Source organism: Actinomycetospora sp. CA-101289 (genome assembly GCF_050955895.1).
Lineage (GTDB): Bacteria > Actinomycetota > Actinomycetes > Mycobacteriales > Pseudonocardiaceae > Actinomycetospora.
This window is the reverse complement of the sequence record NZ_CP192093.1, coordinates 3,511,631-3,530,009: the sequence shown is the minus strand read 5'-3', so window position 1 is coordinate 3,530,009 and position 18,379 is coordinate 3,511,631. Positions and strand designations below refer to the sequence as shown.

General features: G+C 72.8%; 14 protein-coding genes and 1 tRNA gene. 8 read left to right on the top strand and 7 right to left on the bottom strand.

Going from position 1 to position 18,379, the window contains the following annotated elements; all coding sequences use genetic code 11:
* Nucleotides 1–10: 10 nt before the first annotated feature.
* From ACQPX6_RS17635 to ACQPX6_RS17615, 5 genes are all read right to left on the bottom strand, one after another.
* The gene (locus ACQPX6_RS17635; RefSeq protein ID WP_433781601.1) at nt 11–724 is read right to left on the bottom strand and encodes a hypothetical protein; all 714 of its coding nucleotides are present in this window, start codon (nt 722–724) and stop codon (nt 11–13) included.
* Between the two features lie 14 nt (nt 725–738).
* Nucleotides 739–2,745 carry a serine/threonine-protein kinase gene (locus ACQPX6_RS17630; RefSeq protein ID WP_433781600.1) on the bottom strand — a complete coding sequence of 669 codons (2,007 nt, stop codon included), beginning with the start codon at nt 2,743–2,745 and terminating at the stop codon, nt 739–741.
* A 278-nt stretch (nt 2,746–3,023) separates the two neighbouring features.
* Nucleotides 3,024–5,681, bottom strand: a complete 2,658-nt coding sequence (locus ACQPX6_RS17625) for a LuxR C-terminal-related transcriptional regulator (protein WP_433781599.1) — start codon at nt 5,679–5,681, stop codon at nt 3,024–3,026.
* Between the two features lie 72 nt (nt 5,682–5,753).
* A complete protein-coding gene (locus tag ACQPX6_RS17620) occupies nt 5,754–7,244 on the bottom strand; it encodes a mannitol dehydrogenase family protein (RefSeq protein WP_433781598.1) in 1,491 nt (496 codons plus the stop codon).
* Nucleotides 7,245–7,276: 32 nt separating this feature from the next.
* Nucleotides 7,277–8,497 carry an oxygenase MpaB family protein gene (locus ACQPX6_RS17615; protein ID WP_433781597.1) on the bottom strand — a complete coding sequence of 407 codons (1,221 nt, stop codon included), beginning with the start codon at nt 8,495–8,497 and terminating at the stop codon, nt 7,277–7,279.
* Nucleotides 8,498–8,548: 51 nt separating this feature from the next.
* On the opposite strand from ACQPX6_RS17615, the gene ACQPX6_RS17610 reads away from it, so the two are divergent.
* Together ACQPX6_RS17610 and ACQPX6_RS17605 are read left to right on the top strand one after the other, a co-directional pair.
* Nucleotides 8,549–9,166: a TetR/AcrR family transcriptional regulator gene (locus tag ACQPX6_RS17610; protein WP_433781596.1), complete on the top strand. Its 618-nt coding sequence runs from the start codon at nt 8,549–8,551 to the stop codon at nt 9,164–9,166.
* Nucleotides 9,167–9,204: 38 nt separating this feature from the next.
* Nucleotides 9,205–9,278, top strand: a tRNA-Pro gene (locus ACQPX6_RS17605).
* 93 nt (nt 9,279–9,371) lie between these two features.
* Here the strand turns inward: ACQPX6_RS17605 and ACQPX6_RS17600 are convergent.
* Nucleotides 9,372–10,559 (bottom strand): tyrosine-type recombinase/integrase, encoded by a 1,188-nt coding sequence (locus ACQPX6_RS17600; protein WP_433781594.1) that lies wholly within the window; start codon nt 10,557–10,559, stop codon nt 9,372–9,374.
* Nucleotides 10,556–11,164, bottom strand: a complete 609-nt coding sequence (locus ACQPX6_RS17595) for a hypothetical protein (RefSeq protein ID WP_433781593.1) — start codon at nt 11,162–11,164, stop codon at nt 10,556–10,558. Before ACQPX6_RS17595 ends, ACQPX6_RS17600 begins: the two co-directional genes overlap by 4 nt.
* Before the next feature lie 111 nt (nt 11,165–11,275).
* On the opposite strand from ACQPX6_RS17595, the gene ACQPX6_RS17590 reads away from it, so the two are divergent.
* The 6 genes from ACQPX6_RS17590 (at nt 11,276) to ACQPX6_RS17565 (ending at nt 18,155) form a co-directional block, all read left to right on the top strand.
* On the top strand, nt 11,276–11,608 hold the full coding sequence (locus tag ACQPX6_RS17590) for a hypothetical protein (protein ID WP_433781591.1): 333 nt from the start codon (nt 11,276–11,278) through the stop codon (nt 11,606–11,608).
* Nucleotides 11,609–11,712: 104 nt separating this feature from the next.
* Entirely contained in the window at nt 11,713–12,138 is a 426-nt protein-coding gene (locus ACQPX6_RS17585; RefSeq protein ID WP_433781590.1) for a hypothetical protein, read from the top strand.
* Between the two features lie 143 nt (nt 12,139–12,281).
* Complete coding sequence (locus ACQPX6_RS17580; RefSeq protein WP_433781589.1) at nt 12,282–13,550, top strand: hypothetical protein; 1,269 nt, start codon at nt 12,282–12,284, stop codon at nt 13,548–13,550.
* Nucleotides 13,551–13,669: 119 nt separating this feature from the next.
* Entirely contained in the window at nt 13,670–14,143 is a 474-nt protein-coding gene (locus ACQPX6_RS17575) for a hypothetical protein (RefSeq protein ID WP_433781588.1), read from the top strand.
* 855 nt (nt 14,144–14,998) lie between these two features.
* Nucleotides 14,999–15,985, top strand: coding sequence for a protein NO VEIN domain-containing protein (locus ACQPX6_RS17570; RefSeq protein ID WP_433781587.1), 987 nt, complete (start codon nt 14,999–15,001; stop codon nt 15,983–15,985).
* A gap of 226 nt (nt 15,986–16,211) precedes the next feature.
* The gene (locus ACQPX6_RS17565; RefSeq protein ID WP_433781586.1) at nt 16,212–18,155 is read left to right on the top strand and encodes a hypothetical protein; all 1,944 of its coding nucleotides are present in this window, start codon (nt 16,212–16,214) and stop codon (nt 18,153–18,155) included.
* The last annotated feature ends 224 nt before the right edge of the window (nt 18,156–18,379 follow it).

Here is an 18,379-nt window from a genome sequence, read left to right as displayed (position 1 = left end):
GATCGAGCGATCAGGGGCAGGAGTAGGTGAAGCCGCCGGAGGCCTCGGCCGGCGTCGGGTCGAGCACGCGCAGGGTCGCGGTCGCCGCGAGGCGTCCCTGGCCGGTGACCGACCACTGGAGGTGCACGTCGGTCGCGGTCGTGCCGCCGGCGATCGTCTGGCTGAGGACCTCGCTGGTCTGCCCGTCGCTGCGCAGCCACTGGTAGCGCACGGAGCCGGCCCGCCCATCGGTGGTGAGGGTCCCGACGACGTCGACGGTGGAGTCGCAGCTCGCGCTCGCCGGGGCCGCGCGGACGTCGACACGCTGCACGGCCACCGACGAACCGCCGCGCAGCAGCAGGAACGCCACCACTCCGGCGACGATCAGCAGCGTCAGTAGCCCGCCGACCCAGCGGCGTGGCCGGCGGCGTCGTGTCCCGGCCCCACCCGCCGGCGTCGACCAGCCGGGCACCGCCGTCGCGGCCGGCACCCCCGGTCCGAACCGCACGACCTCGTCGTCCGCGGTCGCTGGTGCGGCCGCCGGCGTCGCGTCCCGAGGCTCGCCGGTGCGGTCCCCGCGACCGTGGCCGGCCTGGGTGCCGGCCGGCGGGGTCACCCCGGCGGCGGCCCACCGCTGGCCGAGCGCGGTCGCGGTGGCGGGTGGTGGTGCGGGCGACTCCGCGGCGTCGTGGGCGCGCTGCCCGGCCCGGGTGCCCGCGGGGTCGTCGTGACCGTTCGGCTCCATCCCTCCTCCCGGCGTCAGTGGACGACGGGGTCGGAGCCCGTGCCGCCGCACGCGCAGCCGCCGTAGTCGATGATCGGGTCGCCGCCCCCGCCGCCGCTCGAGCTGCTGGCCGAGCCGCTGCCCGACCCGGATCCGCTGCCGCTGCCCGAGCTGCTGGCCGAGCCGCTGCCCGACCCGGATCCGCTGCCGCTGCCCGAGCTGCTGGCCGAGCTGCTGGCCGAGCCGCTGCCCGACCCGGATCCGCTGCCGCTGCCCGAGCTGCTGGCCGAGCCGCTGCCCGACCCGGATCCGCTGCCGCTGCCCGAGCTGCTGGCCGAGCTGCTGGCCGAGCCGCTGCCCGACCCGGATCCGCTGCCGCTGCCCGAGCTGCTGGCCGAGCCGCTGCCCGACCCGGACCCGCTGCCGCTGCCCGAGCTGCTGGCCGAGCCGCTGCCCGACCCGGACCCGCTGCCGCTGCCCGAGCCGCTGGCCGAGCCGCTGGCCGAGCCCGAACCGGTCCCGCTGCTCGAGCCGCTGCCGCTGGCCGTGCCGGCGCCCGTACCCGACCCGCCCGGTGTCCCGGTCGCCGGCCCCGCCGTTCCCGCGCCTGCGCCGCCTCCGCCGGCACCGCCGGCTCCGCCGAGCGCGGCCGCGGCACCGGCGCCGCCACCAGCACCGCCGGCGGCGCCACCACGGCCTCCCGTGCCGAAGGGGTTCCCGAGGTCGACGATCGGCTCGAGCGCGCGTCCGATGCCCACCCCGTTCCCACCCACTCCGGTGCCGCCGATGCGCAGCACCGAGCCGCCACCGCCTCCGAGGGACGAGCTCGGGGCAGCGGTCAGGGGCAGCACCGGACCGACCGGGCCCCCGGTGCCGGAGCCGCCGCCCACGGTGGTCCCGGAGCCCCCGGGGCTCGTGGTCCCGTCGGCGAGCACCGCGGAGCCCGTGCTCGAGCCGTTCGCCGTCGTCGCCACGATCGGGGCACCGACCAGGAGGACCGCGGCCAGGGCGCCGAGCCCGAGACGGGCGCGCCCGCCGAACCGGTCAGCGAGCCGGCCGGCGGCCACGGGCGCCGCGACGGCCGGGGTCGCGCCGAGGTCCGTCACGGCACCGGCGCCACCGGCCCCGAGGACCGTGGTCGCCACCGCGCTCCCGCCCACGAGCCCCGCCGCCAACGGGAAGAGCAGCGCGAGCAGGGCGGCTCGCTCGGCGAGACCGCGCCGGCCGCGCTCCTCCCAGTCCTCGCCGTAGCCCAGGGTCGCGGCGGCGTCGAGCGCGACGAGGAACTGCCACGCGTCGGCGGGACGGTCGGCGGGCGCCTTGGCCAGACCAGCGGCGGCCAGGTCGCGGACGGGCGCCGGCAGCTCGTCCAGCGGCGGCGGCGCGTGCCGGTGCTGCCGGCGCAGCGTGTCCGCGTCGGTCGACGGGAACGGCGCGTGGCCGAGCAGGCACTCCACGAAGACCGCGGTCGCGGCGTAGACGTCGCTGCGCACGCTGGCGGCGCCGTCGTCCCACTGCTCGGGGGCCATGTAGAGCGGCGTCCCGCTCATCGTCGCGGCGCTGCCGTGGCGGGTCGCGATGCCGAAGTCGGTGAGGATGCTGGCGCCGTCGGCGGTGACCATGACGTTCGCCGGCTTGTAGTCACGGTGCACGACACCCGCGCGGTGGGCGGCGCCCAGCCCGCGCAGCGAGCCCTGCAGCACGAGCAGCGCCGATTCCGGCGAGGTGGCTCCGCGCTCGTCGAGCATCCGGCGCAGCGTGACGCCGTCGACCAGGTCCATGACGATCGCCGCGCCCCGCCCGGACTCGACGTACTCGAAGAGCCGCACGACGTGCGGGTCCGTCACCTCGGCGAGCAGCCGGGCCTCCCCGCGGAAGTCCGCGAGGAACTCGGGGTCGCCGCGCAGCCCGTCGTCGAGGTACTTGATCGCGACGGGCCGGCCGGTCGAGGTGTGGACCGCCAGGAACACCACCCCGGTCGCACCGCGCCCGAGCTCCCGGACCTCGTCGTACCCCGGTACCGACCACCGGTCCCGCGCCATGTCCGCCTCCCCCTGCTGAAGTCGCCGAGATCGTGGGCGGCGGGGGAGTGCGGTGTCTGCCGTAGTGCACTACGGCATTCCGACGTTACGTGCTTGTGCGTACCTCATCCGGGTGATCGGGTGCCCGGTCTATCCCCTGTGGCGCGGATGACCGACGCGAGTGCATCACGGTCGGTGAGTCCGAGTCGGGTGCAGGCCCGTAGACGTGGCTCTCCACCGTGCGCACCGAGACGTGCAGCTCGTGGTCGCGTCCGTGAACGGCCAGGCCGGGCGGGCGCTCACGACCCGCCCCCGCGGTGGTGGTGCGGGGCGATCGCGGCCGCGAGGGCGGCGCGGTCGGGCAGGCCCAGGCGTGTGCACGCGCGGTAGATGTGGCTCTCCACCGTGCGGACCGAGACGTGCAGGCGGGACGCGATCTGGCGATTGGTCAGGCCCTCGGCGGCCAGCGTGGCGACCTCGCGCTCCCGGGTGCTCACCGCCAGCGGCGCACGCGCCAGGCGCAGCGCCGGGGTGGTCGCGCCCTCGCAGCGCTCCGCGGCGAGGGTGGCGGCACGGTCGGCGGCGGCGGTGGCCTCGGCGTGCTGACCGCGGTCCCGCGCGACCACCGCCGCGTGGGCGAAGGCGTCCGCGGCGCTGAGCAGCATCCCGCAGGACTCCATCCCCTCCGCGGCGCCCAGCAGCCCGGCGACGTCCCGGGCGGCGAGCGCCGCGGCGTGGGCCGCCGCCGTGCGTGCCCGCGGCCCGTCGAGGAGCCGGGCGAGCTCGGCGAGGGCGCCGGCCTGGTCGCGGTCGCCGAAGCGCACCGCGGTGTGCCGCGCGACCATCTCCACGGCCCGTGCGCCCCGGGCCCTCGCCTCGGCGGCGGCGCGGTGGGCGGTCCGCGCGGCGTCCTGCACCGAGCCGTGCACCGCCGCGACCCAGGCGCGGGCGAGGTCGACGTCCGGGTCGGCGAGCCGCATCACGGAGTGGCGGGCCCGTCCCGCGGCCGCCAGCGCCTCGGCGGCACCCGCGGCGTCGCCCAGGGCGGCGCGGCCCTGGGCGATCATCGCGTGGAACCAGGCCGTCCAGCCCCCGCCGGAGCCGGGGAAGCTCGGCAGGATGCTCTCGAGCAGCCGGACCGCGGTGGCGGGTCGGCCGGACTCGAGCGCGTGGCGGCCGTGGTAGAGCGCCGACCAGGTCGCGCCGTGCCGCCCCGGGAGGCCATCGACCCAGTCGAGCCGGGGCCGCGCGTCCTCCAGCGCGCCCGAGTAACCGGCCTCGAGGATGTCCCCGAACCCGACGTTGCCCAGCATCGCGATCGTCTCCGGCGCCGCGCGCGCGGCCTCCATGCCCCGCGCCACGTGGTCACGGACCCGGTCTCCGCCGCCCCGGTAGGCCGTCCCGTACGCCGCGACCCACGACGCCCACGTGATCGTCTGCGTCGACGGGTTCGGCCGGGCGAGTGCCGCCGTGGCCCCGTCGATGCCCGCCACCACGTCGCCGTCGACGAGACGCAGCAGGGCCTCCAGCGCGACGGTCTCGGGGTAGGGCGTGCCGTCGGCGTCGGACCCCTCGCTGCGCAGCACCGCGCGCGCCTCGTCGGGCCGCTCGAGGATGAACATCAGCAGGTGGCACCGGGCCAGCAGCGCCCGCGCGCGCTCGGCCTCGGTGGTCGCCTCGGGCAGCGCCGCGGCGAGCTCGCGCTCCGCCTCGTCGGCGCGCATCATCCAGCCCAGCAGGAAGCCGAGCCCGAGCCGCGCCTCGAACCCGCCGCCGGCCGCCACCGCGGCGCGCAGGAGCCGCTCGGCCAGCCCGATGTCGGTCAGGTTCAGCGCCTGCTCGGCCGCCAGGATCAGCAGCGCCGCGTCGGGCGGGCTGTCGCTGCCGAGGTCGAGGACGGCCCGGCGGAGCTCGTCGCCCGCGCGCCGGCCACCCGTCGAGCGCAGGGCCCGCGAGAGGTCCCCGCGCAGCCGCCGGGCCCGCGGGACGCTCAGCCGTGCGCGGATCGCCTCACCGTAGAGCGGGTGGGCCAGGCGCACCTCCGAGCGGGCGCCGTCGACGCTGACGGTGATCAGCTCGCGCTCGGCGATGCGCTCGACGTCGGCCTCGGCGACCAGGTCGACGAGCATGCTCAGGCCGAGCGGCTCGCCGAGGGCGACCAGCTCGAGGGCGTGGCGCTCGCCCTCGGCGAGGGTGCCGATGCGCTCGGCGAGCAGTTGCTCCAGGGCCGGCGACAGGGCGGGCGCCCCGTGCCACTCCCAGGTCCCGTCGACCGCGACGAGCCGCCCGGCGGCCCGCTCGCCCTCGACGAGGTGGCGCAACCAGAGCACGTTGCCCCGGGTCGTGTCGTGCAGCCGCCGCAGGACCTGGGCGTCGACCGGGGCGGCGAGCACGCCGTCGAGCAGCGCGGCGGTGTCGTCGGCGTCCAGGGACCCGAGTTCGATGCGCTCGGCGAGCCCGTCCTTCCAGATCGCGGTGATCGCCTCGGAGCAGGCGGCGCCGGACCGCACGGTCAGGACCAGGCGGACGGCGTGCTCCTGCGCGAGTTGGTGCACGAGGGTCGCCGAGACGGTGTCCAGCGCGTGGGCGTCGTCGACGAGCAGGACCGAGCGCGGCCCGCCGGCGCGGACGGCGGCCCCGACGCGGGCGAGCGCGCTGACCATGACGTCGTCGTCTCCCGCGTCCGTGCTGCCGCCCGTCGCGCCGGAGAGCCACGGCGCGAAGGCGCCCAGCGGGATGTCCCGCGACGACGCCGACGCGGCGACGACCTCGACGGTCTCGGCGGGCGCGACCCGGGCGACGAGCTCGCGGGCCAGCCGGCTCTTCCCGAGCCCGGCGGAACCCGCGACGACGACCGCGCCGTCGCGCGCGAAGGCCGTCGTGACGGCGCGCAGCTCCGCCGTGCGCCCGGTGAAAGGCCAGCCGTGCCCGGGCGCGGAGCTCGCGGTTCGGGGCACCGTCGATCCTCCGGGGTGATCGGGACCCGGAGTGTGCCCCAACAGGGCCGAAGGTGTGAAGCGGCGGTGAGCTCAACGGGGCAATCGTGCCTCGATGTCCGCCACCGTGGCCCGCGCGCCGTCGCGGTGCAGGGCGTCGAGGTGGGCGCGGTAGGCCGTCGTGAAGCGCTCGTCGTCCACGAGGTCGCCGAACAGGTCCCGGTCGGCGAGGAACGCCAGCGGCTCGTCGGGGTACCGGCGCGCCGCTGCGGTCCGGTCCTCGGCGCGGCCGGTGTCGACGACCTCGATCGGCTCGCCGGCCTCGTCGACACCCTCGGCGTAGCGGGCCCACGCCGCCACGACCAGCGTCGAGCGCTCGATCTCGCCGCCGTGGGAGAGGTTGATCCGGATCACCGGCACGAGCCACGTCGGGATGCGGTCGGAGCTCTCCGCGGCCAGGCGGGCCAGGGTGTCGCGGATCTCGGGGTTGGCGAACCGCTCGATCAGCGTGGCCTTGTAGTCGTCGAGGTCCACGCCCGGCACCGGCGCGAGGGTCGGCGTCCCCTCGCGGTCCATGTAGGCGCGGGCGAAGCCGGCGAACAGCTCGTCGCCCGCGACCTCGTGCGCGTAGCGGTACCCGGCGAGGTAGCCGAGGTAGGCGATCGCCTGGTGGCTCGCATTGAGCAGGCGCAGCTTCATCAGCTCGTAGGGCTCGACGTCGTCGACCACCTGGACGCCGACGTCCTCGAACGGCGGGCGGCCGGCGGCGAACCGGTCCTCGAGCACCCACTGCGTGAACGGCTCGCAGACCACGGGCCAGGCGTCCTCGATGCCGGTGCTGTCCCGCAGCTCGGCGCGGTCCTCGTCCGTCGTGCGCGGGGTGATCCGGTCGACCATCGAGTTCGGGAACGGCACGTTCGCCTCGATCCAGTCGGCCAGCTCCGGGTCCTTCCGGCGCGCGTAGGCCGTGATCATGGCGTGGGCGACGTGGCCGTTGCCCTGGATGTTGTCGCAGGACATGACCGTGAACGGCCCGGTGCCCTCAGCCCGGCGCCGCCGCAGCGCCTCGACGACGTAGCCGAACGTGGTCTGCGGGGCGGCGCCCTCGGCGGCGTCGATGTCGGCGCGGATCGCGGGGTCCCGGTCGTCGAACTCCCCGGTGCTGGCGCTCTGGTGGTAGCCGCCCTCGGTGACGGTGAGGCTGACGATCCGGGTCGCGGGATCGGTCATGCGCTCGAGGACGGCCTCCGGGTCGTCCGGGGCGTAGAGGTAGTCGACGACCGAGCCGATCACCCGTGCGTCGCGCGACCCGTCGGCGTGCTTGAGCACCAGCGTGTAGAGGTCGTCCTGGGCCTCGGTGACCTCGGCCATCCGGCGGTCGGCCTCGAGCACCCCGACCCCGCAGATGCCCCAGTCCAGCGCCTGCCCCTGCTCCATGAGCCGGTCGAGGTACATGGCCTGGTGGGCGCGGTGGAAGCCGCCGACCCCGAAGTGGACGATCCCGACCGACACGGCGGACCGGTCGTAGGACGGGGTGGGGACGTCGATCTCGCCGAGGGCGGCCTGCGACAGCGGAGTGGCCATGGCCCGGAGGGTAGGAGCCCTGATCACCGGCGTCAGCCCGGCAGGCGGCCCACCTCGGCGCGGCGTTCGCCGAACCACCGCGCCAGCTCCTGCTCGGTGGCCCGGTCGCCGGCGCGTTCCAGGAACCGTCGCCCGGCCCGTGTCCGCGCGACGACGCCGGACGCCACCAGGTTGATCACGGCGCCCGGCAGGACGGGGAGGGCGCTCGCGCGGGGCAGGCCGAGGTCGCGCAGGCCCTCGGCGCCCAGGAAGAAGCGCAGCAGCCCGAGCAGCTTGGGGCGGGCGCAGCGGTCCGGGAGGGCGCCGTGGCCGTCGACGAGCGCCCGCGAGAGCGCCGCCCCGGCCGGCGTGACGTCGTCCTGCACGCGCAGCACGTGGTAGTTGAAGACGTTCTGCTCGCGCTCGGTGTCGAACAGCCAGTCCTCGTCGACCCCCATGAGCCAGCCGACGTACTTCCAGAGGTGCATGACCGCCCGCGACTCCTCGCGCGTGACGAGGCGCCCCAGCGCCCGCGACCCCAGCAACGCGGTGCTGTTGAACAGCCCGAGCGTCGTCGCGAGGTCGGTCTGGTTGATCGGCAGGCCCCAGCGCCCGGCGTCCCAGCGTCCGTTGGTCTCGAAGGCCCGGTTGACCAGTGCGTGCATGACGCGGACGTGCACGGTGAGGCGGAAGCCCTCGCCGTCGCGGCGCATCCCGCCGGGTGCGGTGACGCCGCGGCCCCACGTCTCGGTCTCGCCGAGGCGGCGCATCGCGGTGTCGCCGGTGAGCCCGCCCGTCGCGACGAGCAGGTCCGCCGGCCCACCGAACCGGTACCCGCCGATGAGCGAGAGCGCGAGCAGCACGTCGATCCGCGTGCGGCCCAGGCGGCGGAACGCTCGCGCGCCCCGTTCGACGAGGTCCAGGTCGACCCACGCCGGGACCTCGTCGACGACCGCGAAGAACCGCCGGAGCTCGGGCCCGGCGTCCGGCACCGCGTCGACGCCGTCGGCGAGCGCGGTGTGGAACTGGCGCATGGTCACGCGCTGCGGGTCGTCCGCGGGGCGCTTCATCGCCCCCGCCAGCGCGGCTCCGAGCTCGTCGCGGGTCTGCATCCGCCGCCCGAGCTCGGCGACGAGGTGCGGGTCGAGCTCCCGGACGCCGGCGACCACCCGCAAGGGCCGCGCGAGCCGGGCGTTGCGTGCCGGCGCCGCGCAGAAGCGCGTCGGCGCCGGTGCTGTCGGCGTGGCCGTGACGTCCGCGGGCTGTGCGACCATGCCCACCATGCTGATGCGAGTCCTTGCTCGCTTTCAACTCGCGTTCCCGGCGTGACGCGCCGGGAGCGGCGGGCGCCGCGCCAGGTGCGCTCGCGGGAGACGGTCGAGCGGATCGTCGCCGCGGGCCGCACCGTCCTGCTCCAGCGCGGGTGGGACGGGGTGACCACCAACCACGTCGCGGCCGCGGCCGGTGTCAGCCCCGGCTCGCTCTACCAGTACTTCCCGGACAAGGAGGCCGTGCTCGACGAGGTGGTCGACCGCGAGATCGGGCAGCTCGAGACTCGCATCTCGCGCGCGTTCGTCGACACCCTGCACGCCCCGATCGGCGGCGACGTGGTGCGCCGCAACGTCGAGGCCCTGCTCGACGCGTTCGGCGAGCAGCCCGCGATGACCCGCGTCCTCGTCGAGCAGATGCCCCGCGGCGCCGGCAGCCGCCGCGCGGCCTTCGCGCGCCGGGTCGACCAGCTCGTGGCGACGGTGCTGAGCGGGCGTGCGGCGCCGGGTCGGCGGCCCGACGTGATGGCCTGGGTGCTCGTCCGCGCGGTCGAGCAGGCAACCATCGGCTGGGTGCTCGAGGACCCGCCCATCGCCCGCGAGGACCTGGTCGACGAGCTGACCGAGCTGGTCACCCGCTACCTGGAGGGGTCACCGGGCGGGGCCGTCCCGTGAGGTATCGTTCTGGCGTCGCGCTCGCGGGCGCGGCGGTTCGGGACGTGGCGCAGCTTGGTAGCGCACTTGACTGGGGGTCAAGGGGTCGCAGGTTCAAATCCTGTCGTCCCGACCGAATAAGGCCAGGTCAGAGCGGGTGCACGAGGGTGGTGACACCCGCTCTGACCGGGTCGGTGTCACGCCGGTGTCACGCAGGGCAGGTGGATCACTCGTCGGCGATGATGCCGAGGGCGGCGCTGTGTTGGGTGCCGGCGGCTTCGCCCATGCCCTCGATGGTGTGCGCGTAGATCGTTTGGGTGATCGTCGGGGAGGCGTGGCCCAGCATCTCCTGGACGATCTTGACCGGGGTCTTGGCGGCGAGCATGAGGCTGGCGGCGGTGTGCCGCGTGTCGTGGAGCCGGATGCGGGGGACGTCGGCGGCGGCGCACAGCCGGTCGAACCGGTCGGAGAAGTGCTCCGGGTGGTAGGGCTGGCCGTCCTCGCGGGTGAACACGAGGTCGGCGTCGTTGGTCCACGCCGGTCCGGCCGCCATGCGGTCGGCGAGCTGGGCGGTGCGGTGGCGGCGAAGGACGGCGACGAGCCCGGGGTCGAGGGACAGTGTCCGGCCGCCCGCCTTGGTCTTGGGTGTCGAGTCGACGACGCGGCCGCCGATACTGACCCGGGTGTGTCTGATCGTGGCGGTTCCGCGGTCGAGGTCGACGTCGGACCAGCGCAGGCCCGCGATCTCGCCGCGTCGTGGCCCGCGGGCGAGTAGGAGGGCCCACGCTGCGAACAGTCGGTCGGTGGCGGTGGCGCGGAGGAAGCGCTGGGCCTGCTCGGTGGTCCACCAGTCGACGGAGGGCTGGCCGGCGCCGGGCCGGTCGACGGTGGCGACGACGTTGCGGGGCACGTAGCCGTGGCGTTGGGCGCGGTCGACGGCCATCCGGAGCGTGCTGTAGGCGTACTGGACGCTGCGGTCGGAGAGTGGCTGGCCGTGTCTGCCGCCGGACTCGCGGAGGGTGGCGAGCAGGGTCTCGACGTGCCGCGGGGTGAGGGCGACGAGCCGGATGCCCCCGATGTGCGGGGTGATCCACTTGTCGACGGCGCACTCATAGCTGGCGATGGTGGAGGGGCGCCGGTCGCCGGTGCGGATGGCGGGGAGCCACACGTCGGTGAGGAACCGGCCGATGGTGATGGTCTTGTCGGTGACCTCGGTGTAGCTGCCGTCGTTGATCGCCGCGAGTTGGGTTGTGCGGTGGGCGACGGCGTCTCGGCGGGTCCGGAATCCGCCCTTAGAGCGCTGGCGGGGTTCGCCGGTGGCGGTGTCATTGACCCACCACAGCGCGGTCCAGGTGGTGCCTCGTCGGCGGATGCCGTCGCGGGTCTCGGGTGTGGTGGTGGCGGCGGTGGTCATCGCGGGGTCCCCTCGGGGCGGGAGCGTCCGTGGTCGTCCACGCCGGAGCGGGCGCGGGCGTCGGAGATTAGTGCGGCGCTCGCCGGGTCAGCGGACCCGTCGGGGTGCTGCCACTCGTGGAGGAACGCCGAGAACGCGGCGGTCGCCTTCGCCTGGGCCTTCCGGATGTCCTTGAACAGGCGGCTGCCGAGCACCTGGTGGATCGGGAAGTCGCGGAGTGTGCCGCTGCGCCGGAGGTCGTCGAGCCGGTCGGCGAGTGCGTCGGCGCGGACGGTCAGGTCCCCGATCTCGCGCTGCACGTCGATCCACTCGTTGACGAGCGCACTGGCCTCGTTGTCGCCGATCAGTGCGACGGGCCGCAGGAGGTCCACGGCGGTGGTGCCAAAGATCGCGGCGAACGTGACCAGCTCGTCGACGGTGATCCGACGCGGCGGCCGCCCCTTCTCGATCTTGAAGACGGCGGAGCCTTGGAGTGGGCAGCCTGCGTTGGTCATCAACTTGGCGACGTGCTCGTAGCTCCAGTCGCGTCGCAGCCGCTCGTAGGCGATGCGCCGGGCGACGTTCTGCTCGGTCTCGACCGCGCGGGCGGGGTTCTGCAACGGCATGATCAGCTCCGTTCCGATACGGGAACGAAGCCTATCCCGGATGGTTTGACGAGGTCCAGTCGGCGCGCCTAGCGTTCCTATCGGGGCGAGATGCCAGCGAGAGGGAACGTCATGACCGGGAACATCGTGGGGGTCGACGCGGCGGACCTGCCGACGACGTTGAGCGCCGCCGAGGTCGCCGAGCTGTGGGGTGTGGCGAAGTGGTCGATCTACGTCAACGCGGACGCGGGCCTGTTACCGGTGGCGCCGCTGCGGGTGGGGAAGTCGCTGCGCTGGCCGACGATGCTGGTGCTACGCAGCCTCGGGCTGGACGCTGATGGTGACGCCGACCCCTTGATCAGCGGTCAAGTGGAGTCGGGATCGGCCCAGTTCAGCGAGGGTGCGGAGGGGTCTCGTCACGCTAATGTCACGCCGGTGGGGGCACGTCGCGGTCGTGCCGGATGACCCGGAGACGGCGAAGCGGGCCCCCGCCACGAGGGCCCGCCGCCGACTCCGCCGCCGAGCGAAATCCCGATCAGGCTACTGCGAGTACTGCGTGGTGGGACCCGGTGACGCTGGCCGACCCCGACGGGGACGCTGCGCTTGTCTCGGAGCTGGCCCGTCTGCAGGGGCTCGCCCCGGTCGTCGAGCTGCTGCGTGGCGACGCCCCGGAGTTCGCGTCCGACGCGTGGGCGACGTTGCCCGCCTGGTCCCCGCGGTGGCTGGCCGCGATCGCCGCCGCCGCCCTCGACTGGTGGCACGTCGGCGACCCGCTGCCCGAGGTCATCGCCCGCATCGACGTCGGCAGGCAGGTCGCGGCGTCGCAAGAGGTGTGCCGGGCGTGGTGGGCGGCCGGGAACGCTGGCCCTGCCCGGCCGACGATGGCGCAGCTCGCGGCCTGGCGTGCGGACCGCGGTGAGCTGTACCGGCGCCGTGGTGGTGTCGACCACGCCGGGGGACCGGTGCCGTCGTGGGGCCCGGACGGGGTGCCGTGATGGGCGGCGAGTGGACCGGTGGCACCGGCTATGGGCCCTACGCCGCTTTCGGGTCGACGGAGGCGAGCCTGTCTGTCGCTGACGCTGACGCCGGGGATGGAGCGGAGGTCGACTCGTGGGCGCCGGTGGACCTTGGTCCATACGTGCGCGGCGAGGTCGTGCGGCCGGTGCCGTCGCTGGGCATCCGGCGTCGCGACGGACTCCAGATGATCTACCCAGGGAAAGAGCACTCGATCATTGGGGAGACGGAATCCGGCAAGTCCTGGTACGGGATTGGGTGCGTGGTCGCCGAGCTGATGGCCGGGCATCGGGTCGTGTACATCCACTTCGAGGAGGCCGACCCGGTCGACACCATTGACCGGCTGCTCGCGCTTGGGCTCGACGCGGAGCTGCTGGTCAAGCTGCTCACGTTCGTGGGGCCCGATCAGCCCGTCACCGCTCGGCGGCTCGCGGCGCTGCTCGATCCGGTGCCGTCGCTGGTCGTGCTCGACGGCGTGAACGAGGCGCTGAGTCTGCACGAGTGGGAGGGCAACGCGACGGACGGGATCGCGGCGTTCCGCCGGCGCCTGGTGAAGCCGTGCACGAAGATCGGGGCGGCGACGCTCTCGTGTGACCACCTCGTGAAGGACACGCAGGGCCGAGGCCGCGGGCCGATCGGCTCCGTCCACAAGATCAACGGACTGACGGGGGTCCTGATCCTGCTGGAGAACGCCGAGGCGTTCGGGCGTGGCCAGCGCGGACGCTCCCACGTGTTCGTGACGAAGGATCGGCCCGGGAATCTGCGTCAACACGGCCGGGCGAGCCGGGGCGGCACCGCCAAGACGTTCATGGGTGAGCTGGTGGTCGACGACACCCGGACGGTGACCTCCGGTCTCCTGCTCCGTTTCCATGCCCCGGCGGGGGACGGGGCCGACGACGATGTGCTGCCGGCCGAGACGTCGCCCGTTGCTGAGGCTGTGCATGCAGTGCTGGCGTCGCTACCCGGGGGCGAGGTGTCGTCGGAGCGGGCGTTGCTTGCCGAGGTGCGCAAGGCCGGGCACAAGATCAGGGACGTCGAGGTGCGTGCCGGAGTCGACGATCTTGTGGCGGCGGGACGATCTGAGCTGATCAAGGGTCGGCACGGAGCCAATGGATACCGGGCTCTGTCTGCGTCCCGAGGTGATCAAGGGCCGTCTGCTTCCCTGACTGCGTCCGCGTCTGCGTCCCCTATAGAGAGGGGGACGCGGGACGCAGACGCCGGTACTGCGGCGGACGCAGACGGGACGCAGTGGGACGCAGATCAACAGTGGGGTTGTGCGGTGTGTGGCTGCCCCGACGATGACCCCATCCGGCCGTTCCTGTTCGACCGCTGCCAGCGTCACGCCTATCGCGGTGGTGGCGTCCCCGGTGACGACGGGGCGGAGGACCGATGACCGCGCCAAGTTGGGCCAGTCGAGTCAGGCCCTCGCGCGGGCGTTGGCGCAAGCGCCGAGAGGCAGTGCGCCGACTGCGCTGATCGAGCAGTTGATCGAATCGAACAGAGGAGTGGATCGTGAGGAGTGAACGATCCCGACGTCGCGACGGCGAGGCGGCACGGCTTCGTGTGACGGGGATGGACTACCGGGGGATCGCCGATGAGATGGGCTACGCCGGCCCATCTGGGGCGCATGCCGCGGTCATGCGATCACTGTCGGAGTCGGTGCGGGCACCGGTGGAGCAGCAGCGGCAGCTGGCCTGCCGGCAGCTCGACGAACTGGCCCTGGTGCTGTGGAAGATCGTGCTGACCGGGCACGTGGCTGTGTCGGCGGGGCGGGTGGTGGTGCACGAGGGTGTGCCGGTGCGAGATGCGCGGCCGACGTTGGAAGCGATCGCGTCGTTGATCAAGCTCGAGGCGCGGCGGGCGGCGTTGCTAGGCCTCGATGCGCCGCGCCGAACCGCCGTAGAGGTGATCACCGACGACGCCGTCGAGCGGGAGATCAAACGCCTGGAGGCGGCGCTGGCGACGCGCGTGGACGGCGAAGCGTGAGGGGACCGTAGTGCTCGGGGCGGGTGGTGGCGTTCGGGCATGCGAGTGGGTTGCACCGCCGGGAGAACCCGGTGGCACGCGATGTGCGGCCGACGCGAGGGCAGGACCCCGAGCCCGTCGCGGCGAGCACGGCTAGCCCGGCCGCGACCCACAGCAGCGCCACCGCCCACCGCAGCGGGGCGGCGAGTGCGGCGCCGACCCCACTTTCCCTGGGCGTCGAGGTTGCGCAATACTTGTAGAATGACAGCAACTCAAGTCGTGTACGTCAACAGCGACAGCTCTGGACTGGGCCTGAACAATTTTGCTCAGGAGACGGTGCTGAGACTCAACGTGGGTCCCGGTACGTATATAGTTTTTGGCCGAGTCAACGCCGGGAACGTGGATGCGGCCCGTCAGGAAGTCCTGGCGCGACTGACCTCGAAAGACGGATCTAACCTACTCGATTTTGTCGAAGTCAGGATGGGGCCATATACATCTCAGACACTGGCTCTTCAGGGTACGCTTAGAGTTGCAAGTAACGACACCGACATCGTTGACATTCGGTGTAGCACTTTGAGCGGCCAAGCTAACCAGTCGTCAATTTTTGCGCTCGAAGTAGCGGACTTGAAGTTTCACGCCTAAATGTCGAGCTCTGCAAGCTGCGCCTCACAGTTCCCGCATCCGACACTCTGCCCCCACTCGGCCTATTTGTGACGTCTCTGCATCGAACGAGCAGTTGCGCAGCGTTACCATCGGTGCGCCACCCGGCTGCCCCGAGCGGCGGCTCGACTTGCCCCGGCTCGTGGAGACGGACCGATCTTCGTGCTGCCTGCCTTCTAGAGTGGCGCGCCCGCGGCACAGGGGGAGGTAGGTCTCGTGGTGAACGAGTGGTGGGTCGGCGACGCGTCCCAGCGGTTCTGGATGGAGATCACGAATCGACGTGATGTGGGCAGCGACCTCAACGCTCCGCAGCGTGATGGCGCTGGCAACGAGAGCTGGACCTATTCGCTGGTGGCCGCCACGCGACCGGGCGACGTCGTGTTCCATTGGCACACCGACTGGTTCGAGAACTCCGCCCTCATCGGCTGGTCCGAGATCGCCGGGCCGCTCGAAGAGGTCTACCCCTACGCCTGGCAGGCACGCGGCACCCGCGGCAGGGCGCGCGGTGTGCCGACGGTCGGGCGGGGGTGGCGGACGCCCTGCGCAAACTTCACCGAGCTGACCCGACCTGTAGACGGCGCCCGGATGTTCGAACTCCGAGACTCGGTGCTCCAGCTTGGTGAGGACCTGAAGCGGCGCCACGGGACGACGTACTTCCCCTTCACGCGCTATGGCGACGGACTCCGTGCAGCGCAGGCCTACCTGACCAAGTTCCCAGCCGAGCTACTCGGGCTCCTGCCGGAGCTGGCCGAGGCGATGGTGCTCCCCGGCCCCCCGCCCTCGGCGCGCCCGCGCAAGGGTGCTGGACGGCTCCAAGACCCTGTCCTTCGGAAGGCCATCGAGGAACACGCCGTGGCGGTCGCGAAGGAGCATTACCTCGCCGCCGGTGCGACAGAGGTCGAGGTCCTCGGCAAGCCGTACGACCTCCTCGTGCGTGGCCCCAGCGGTGAGCGCCACGTGGAGGTCAAGGGCAGCTCGCTCCGCATCGACAAGGTCCTGCTCACCATCAACGAGGTGATCCACGCTCGCGGTCACGAGGCGACCGATCTCGTCGTCGTCGACGAGATCGAGTGGCGGGCCGAGGCGGAGGGCACGTACACGACCGCCGGCGGGCGTTGGCGCATCTGGCGGTCCTGGAGTCCGCAGGACGAGCAGCTCTCAGCGCTCCAGTTCCTGTACGACCTCGGTGAGAAACAACAGTGACCCCCACGCCGGGAAGTGAGCGCGCCCGGCGCGTGACAAGCGCGTGACACCAGCCCCCGGACCTGCGTCGATGGGGCCTGCACCTGATTGAATGTCAAGTGGTGCGGCCCTAATGCGGCGTCGCCCGGGTCGAGCTGGCCGCTGTCAGGACCCGAAGCAAGAGGCCCACGACGCCGGAGACCCGCCATAGGCCCCGACGTCGTCTCGCTGATTAGGCTCGCTCACCGTGACCGATAAGGAGGGTCAGTCGCTCAGGGACCGTTTGGCGGCTGCGTTGGTGGCAGGTGAGTGGCTTGATCTGCTGCCCGACCAGGCTGGGGGTGCGCGGCTGGACGAGGCGGTCATGAGCGCCTGGGGGGAGGCGCACGATCTCGCGGCTGAGGACCTGCGCTCGTTGCTGCTGGGACGGGGTCTGCCCGCCCAAGAGGCGGCGGACCCGCGTGGCGTGCGGCTGCGCGGAGTGCGCATCGTCGGTCGTCTCGACCTCGACCACGTCACGGCCACGGTTCCCTTGACTCTGGCGGACTGTCGCCTTGACCAGGGGGTGAGCGCCTACAGCGCGCACCTGCCCTACATGGCCCTGGAGAGGTGTCACGTCACTAGCGAACATGACCCGGCGCTCAACGCGCTGAGCATTTGCCTTGACGACGACCTGCGCCTTAACGGCAGCTTGCTGACCACCACGGCCGCGAACAGCCCCACTGTCGCCCTATTCGGCGCGCGCATCATCGGCGGGGTCTTCTGTAACGGTGCGTGGCTGGTCAACGACTCCGCTCCCGCATTGGCTGCCGAAGGGGTCCGAGCCGGCACTGGGTTGTTCCTCGTCGACGGGTTCAGGGCGCGCGGAGCCGGTGGGGAAGGCGCGGTGGGACTGATCGGAGCGCACATCACTGGCCAGCTCAACTGCCGTGGTGCAGAGCTGGTCAACGAGTCCGGGCCCGCACTTGTCGCCGACATGGTCGAGGTTATCGGCGCGGTGGCCCTCGACGACGGGTTCAGGGCGCGCGGAGCCGGTGAGGAAGGCGCGGTGCGACTGACCGGAGCGCACATCACTAGCCAGCTCAGCTGTCGCGGCGCAGAGCTGGTCAACGAGTCCGGGCCCGCATTGGACGCCGACCAGGCCGTGGTCGGCGGCGGGGTGGTCCTCGACGGGGTCAGGGCGCGTGGAGCCGGTGAGTACAGCGCGGTGCGACTGCTCGATGCGCACATCTCTGTCCGGCTCAACTCCCGTGGTGCAGAGCTGGTCAACGAGTCCGGGCCCGCACTTGTCGCCGATCGTGCCGAGGTCGGCGGCGGGGTGGTCCTCGACGGGGTCAGGGCGCGCGGAGCCGGTGAGTACGGCGCGGTGCGACTAGCCGAAGCGCACATCACTGGCCAGCTCAATTGCCGTGGTGCATGGCTGGTCAACGAGTCCGGGCCCGCACTTGTCGCCGACGGGGTTGAGGTCAGCGGCGCGGTGCTCCTCGACGGCGGGTTCAGGACGGCCGGGGGCCGTGGCGCCCTGATCTCCCTTTCATCGGGGAAGCTGGGAACTCTGAATCTTACGGAGCCAACCGAGACCTCCGGAAATTGGGACCTGGACGGGGTCACGTACGCCGGGATCAAACCAGAAGACGTGCTGTGGTGGCTTGCGCTCCTGCGCTGGAAGACGCCGCTCTACGCGGCCCAGCCCTATCAACAACTGGCTCACGTGTACCGTGCGGCCGGTCACGAGCACGAGGTGCGCAAGATTCTGATCGCCCAGCGCGAGGACCAGATCGCGCGCGGTGGCCTTTCGTGGCACGAGAAGGCGTGGGCCAAGTTCACCGGAGTGGTGCTGGGCTACGGGTGGAAGCCCTGGCGGTCCTTGTATGGGCTGGCTGGCGTGTTCATCGTGTCCGCGGTCCTTGCGGTCGTCCTTGGCTTTCACGGCGCCCTCACGCATCCGCCCAGACCGGGCGCGCCCTTGGAGCGCTGCACGGTGGTCGAGCAGGTCGGCGCCGGGTTCGACCTCGGCACCCCGCTCCTCGGCTCGGCCACCAAGGTGCGCGACCGCTGCGGCATCAGCCCGGACTCCACCAGCGCCACCGCCACCGCGCTGTTGATCAGCACGTGGGTGCTCCAACTCGCCGCATGGGCCTTTGCCGCGCTATTCATCGCTGGCTTCACCGGTGCCGTGCGGAAGATGTGATCAATTGGCTCGCCTGATGTCGTCGCGGGGGCCGTCACGCTTGAGGATCGTGACCGCCTGAGTACACCCACGGCGAGGGACAGTCGACGACTTCGCAGTGATACGAGCGGTGCCCACCGCGGCCCTCGGTCCCGGGACAGCTACACGGCAGCCATCCGGCGATGACGCGCACGGTGCCGTGGACGGGCGGCCCCCACGGATGGCCCGCCGGGCAGCTCTCGGGG

Excerpts from the sequence above, each read along its gene's own strand:
- ACQPX6_RS17635 (WP_433781601.1), bottom strand. The coding sequence starts at position 724 with ATGGAGCCGAACGGTCACGACGACCCCGCGGGCACCCGGGCCGGGCAG.
- ACQPX6_RS17630 (WP_433781600.1), bottom strand. The coding sequence starts at position 2,745 with ATGGCGCGGGACCGGTGGTCGGTACCGGGGTACGACGAGGTCCGGGAG.
- ACQPX6_RS17620 (WP_433781598.1), bottom strand. The coding sequence starts at position 7,244 with ATGGCCACTCCGCTGTCGCAGGCCGCCCTCGGCGAGATCGACGTCCCC.
- ACQPX6_RS17615 (WP_433781597.1), bottom strand. The coding sequence starts at position 8,497 with ATGGTCGCACAGCCCGCGGACGTCACGGCCACGCCGACAGCACCGGCG.
- ACQPX6_RS17600 (WP_433781594.1), bottom strand. The coding sequence starts at position 10,559 with ATGACCACCGCCGCCACCACCACACCCGAGACCCGCGACGGCATCCGC.
- ACQPX6_RS17595 (WP_433781593.1), bottom strand. The coding sequence starts at position 11,164 with ATGCCGTTGCAGAACCCCGCCCGCGCGGTCGAGACCGAGCAGAACGTC.
- ACQPX6_RS17590 (WP_433781591.1), top strand. The coding sequence starts at position 11,276 with ATGACCGGGAACATCGTGGGGGTCGACGCGGCGGACCTGCCGACGACG.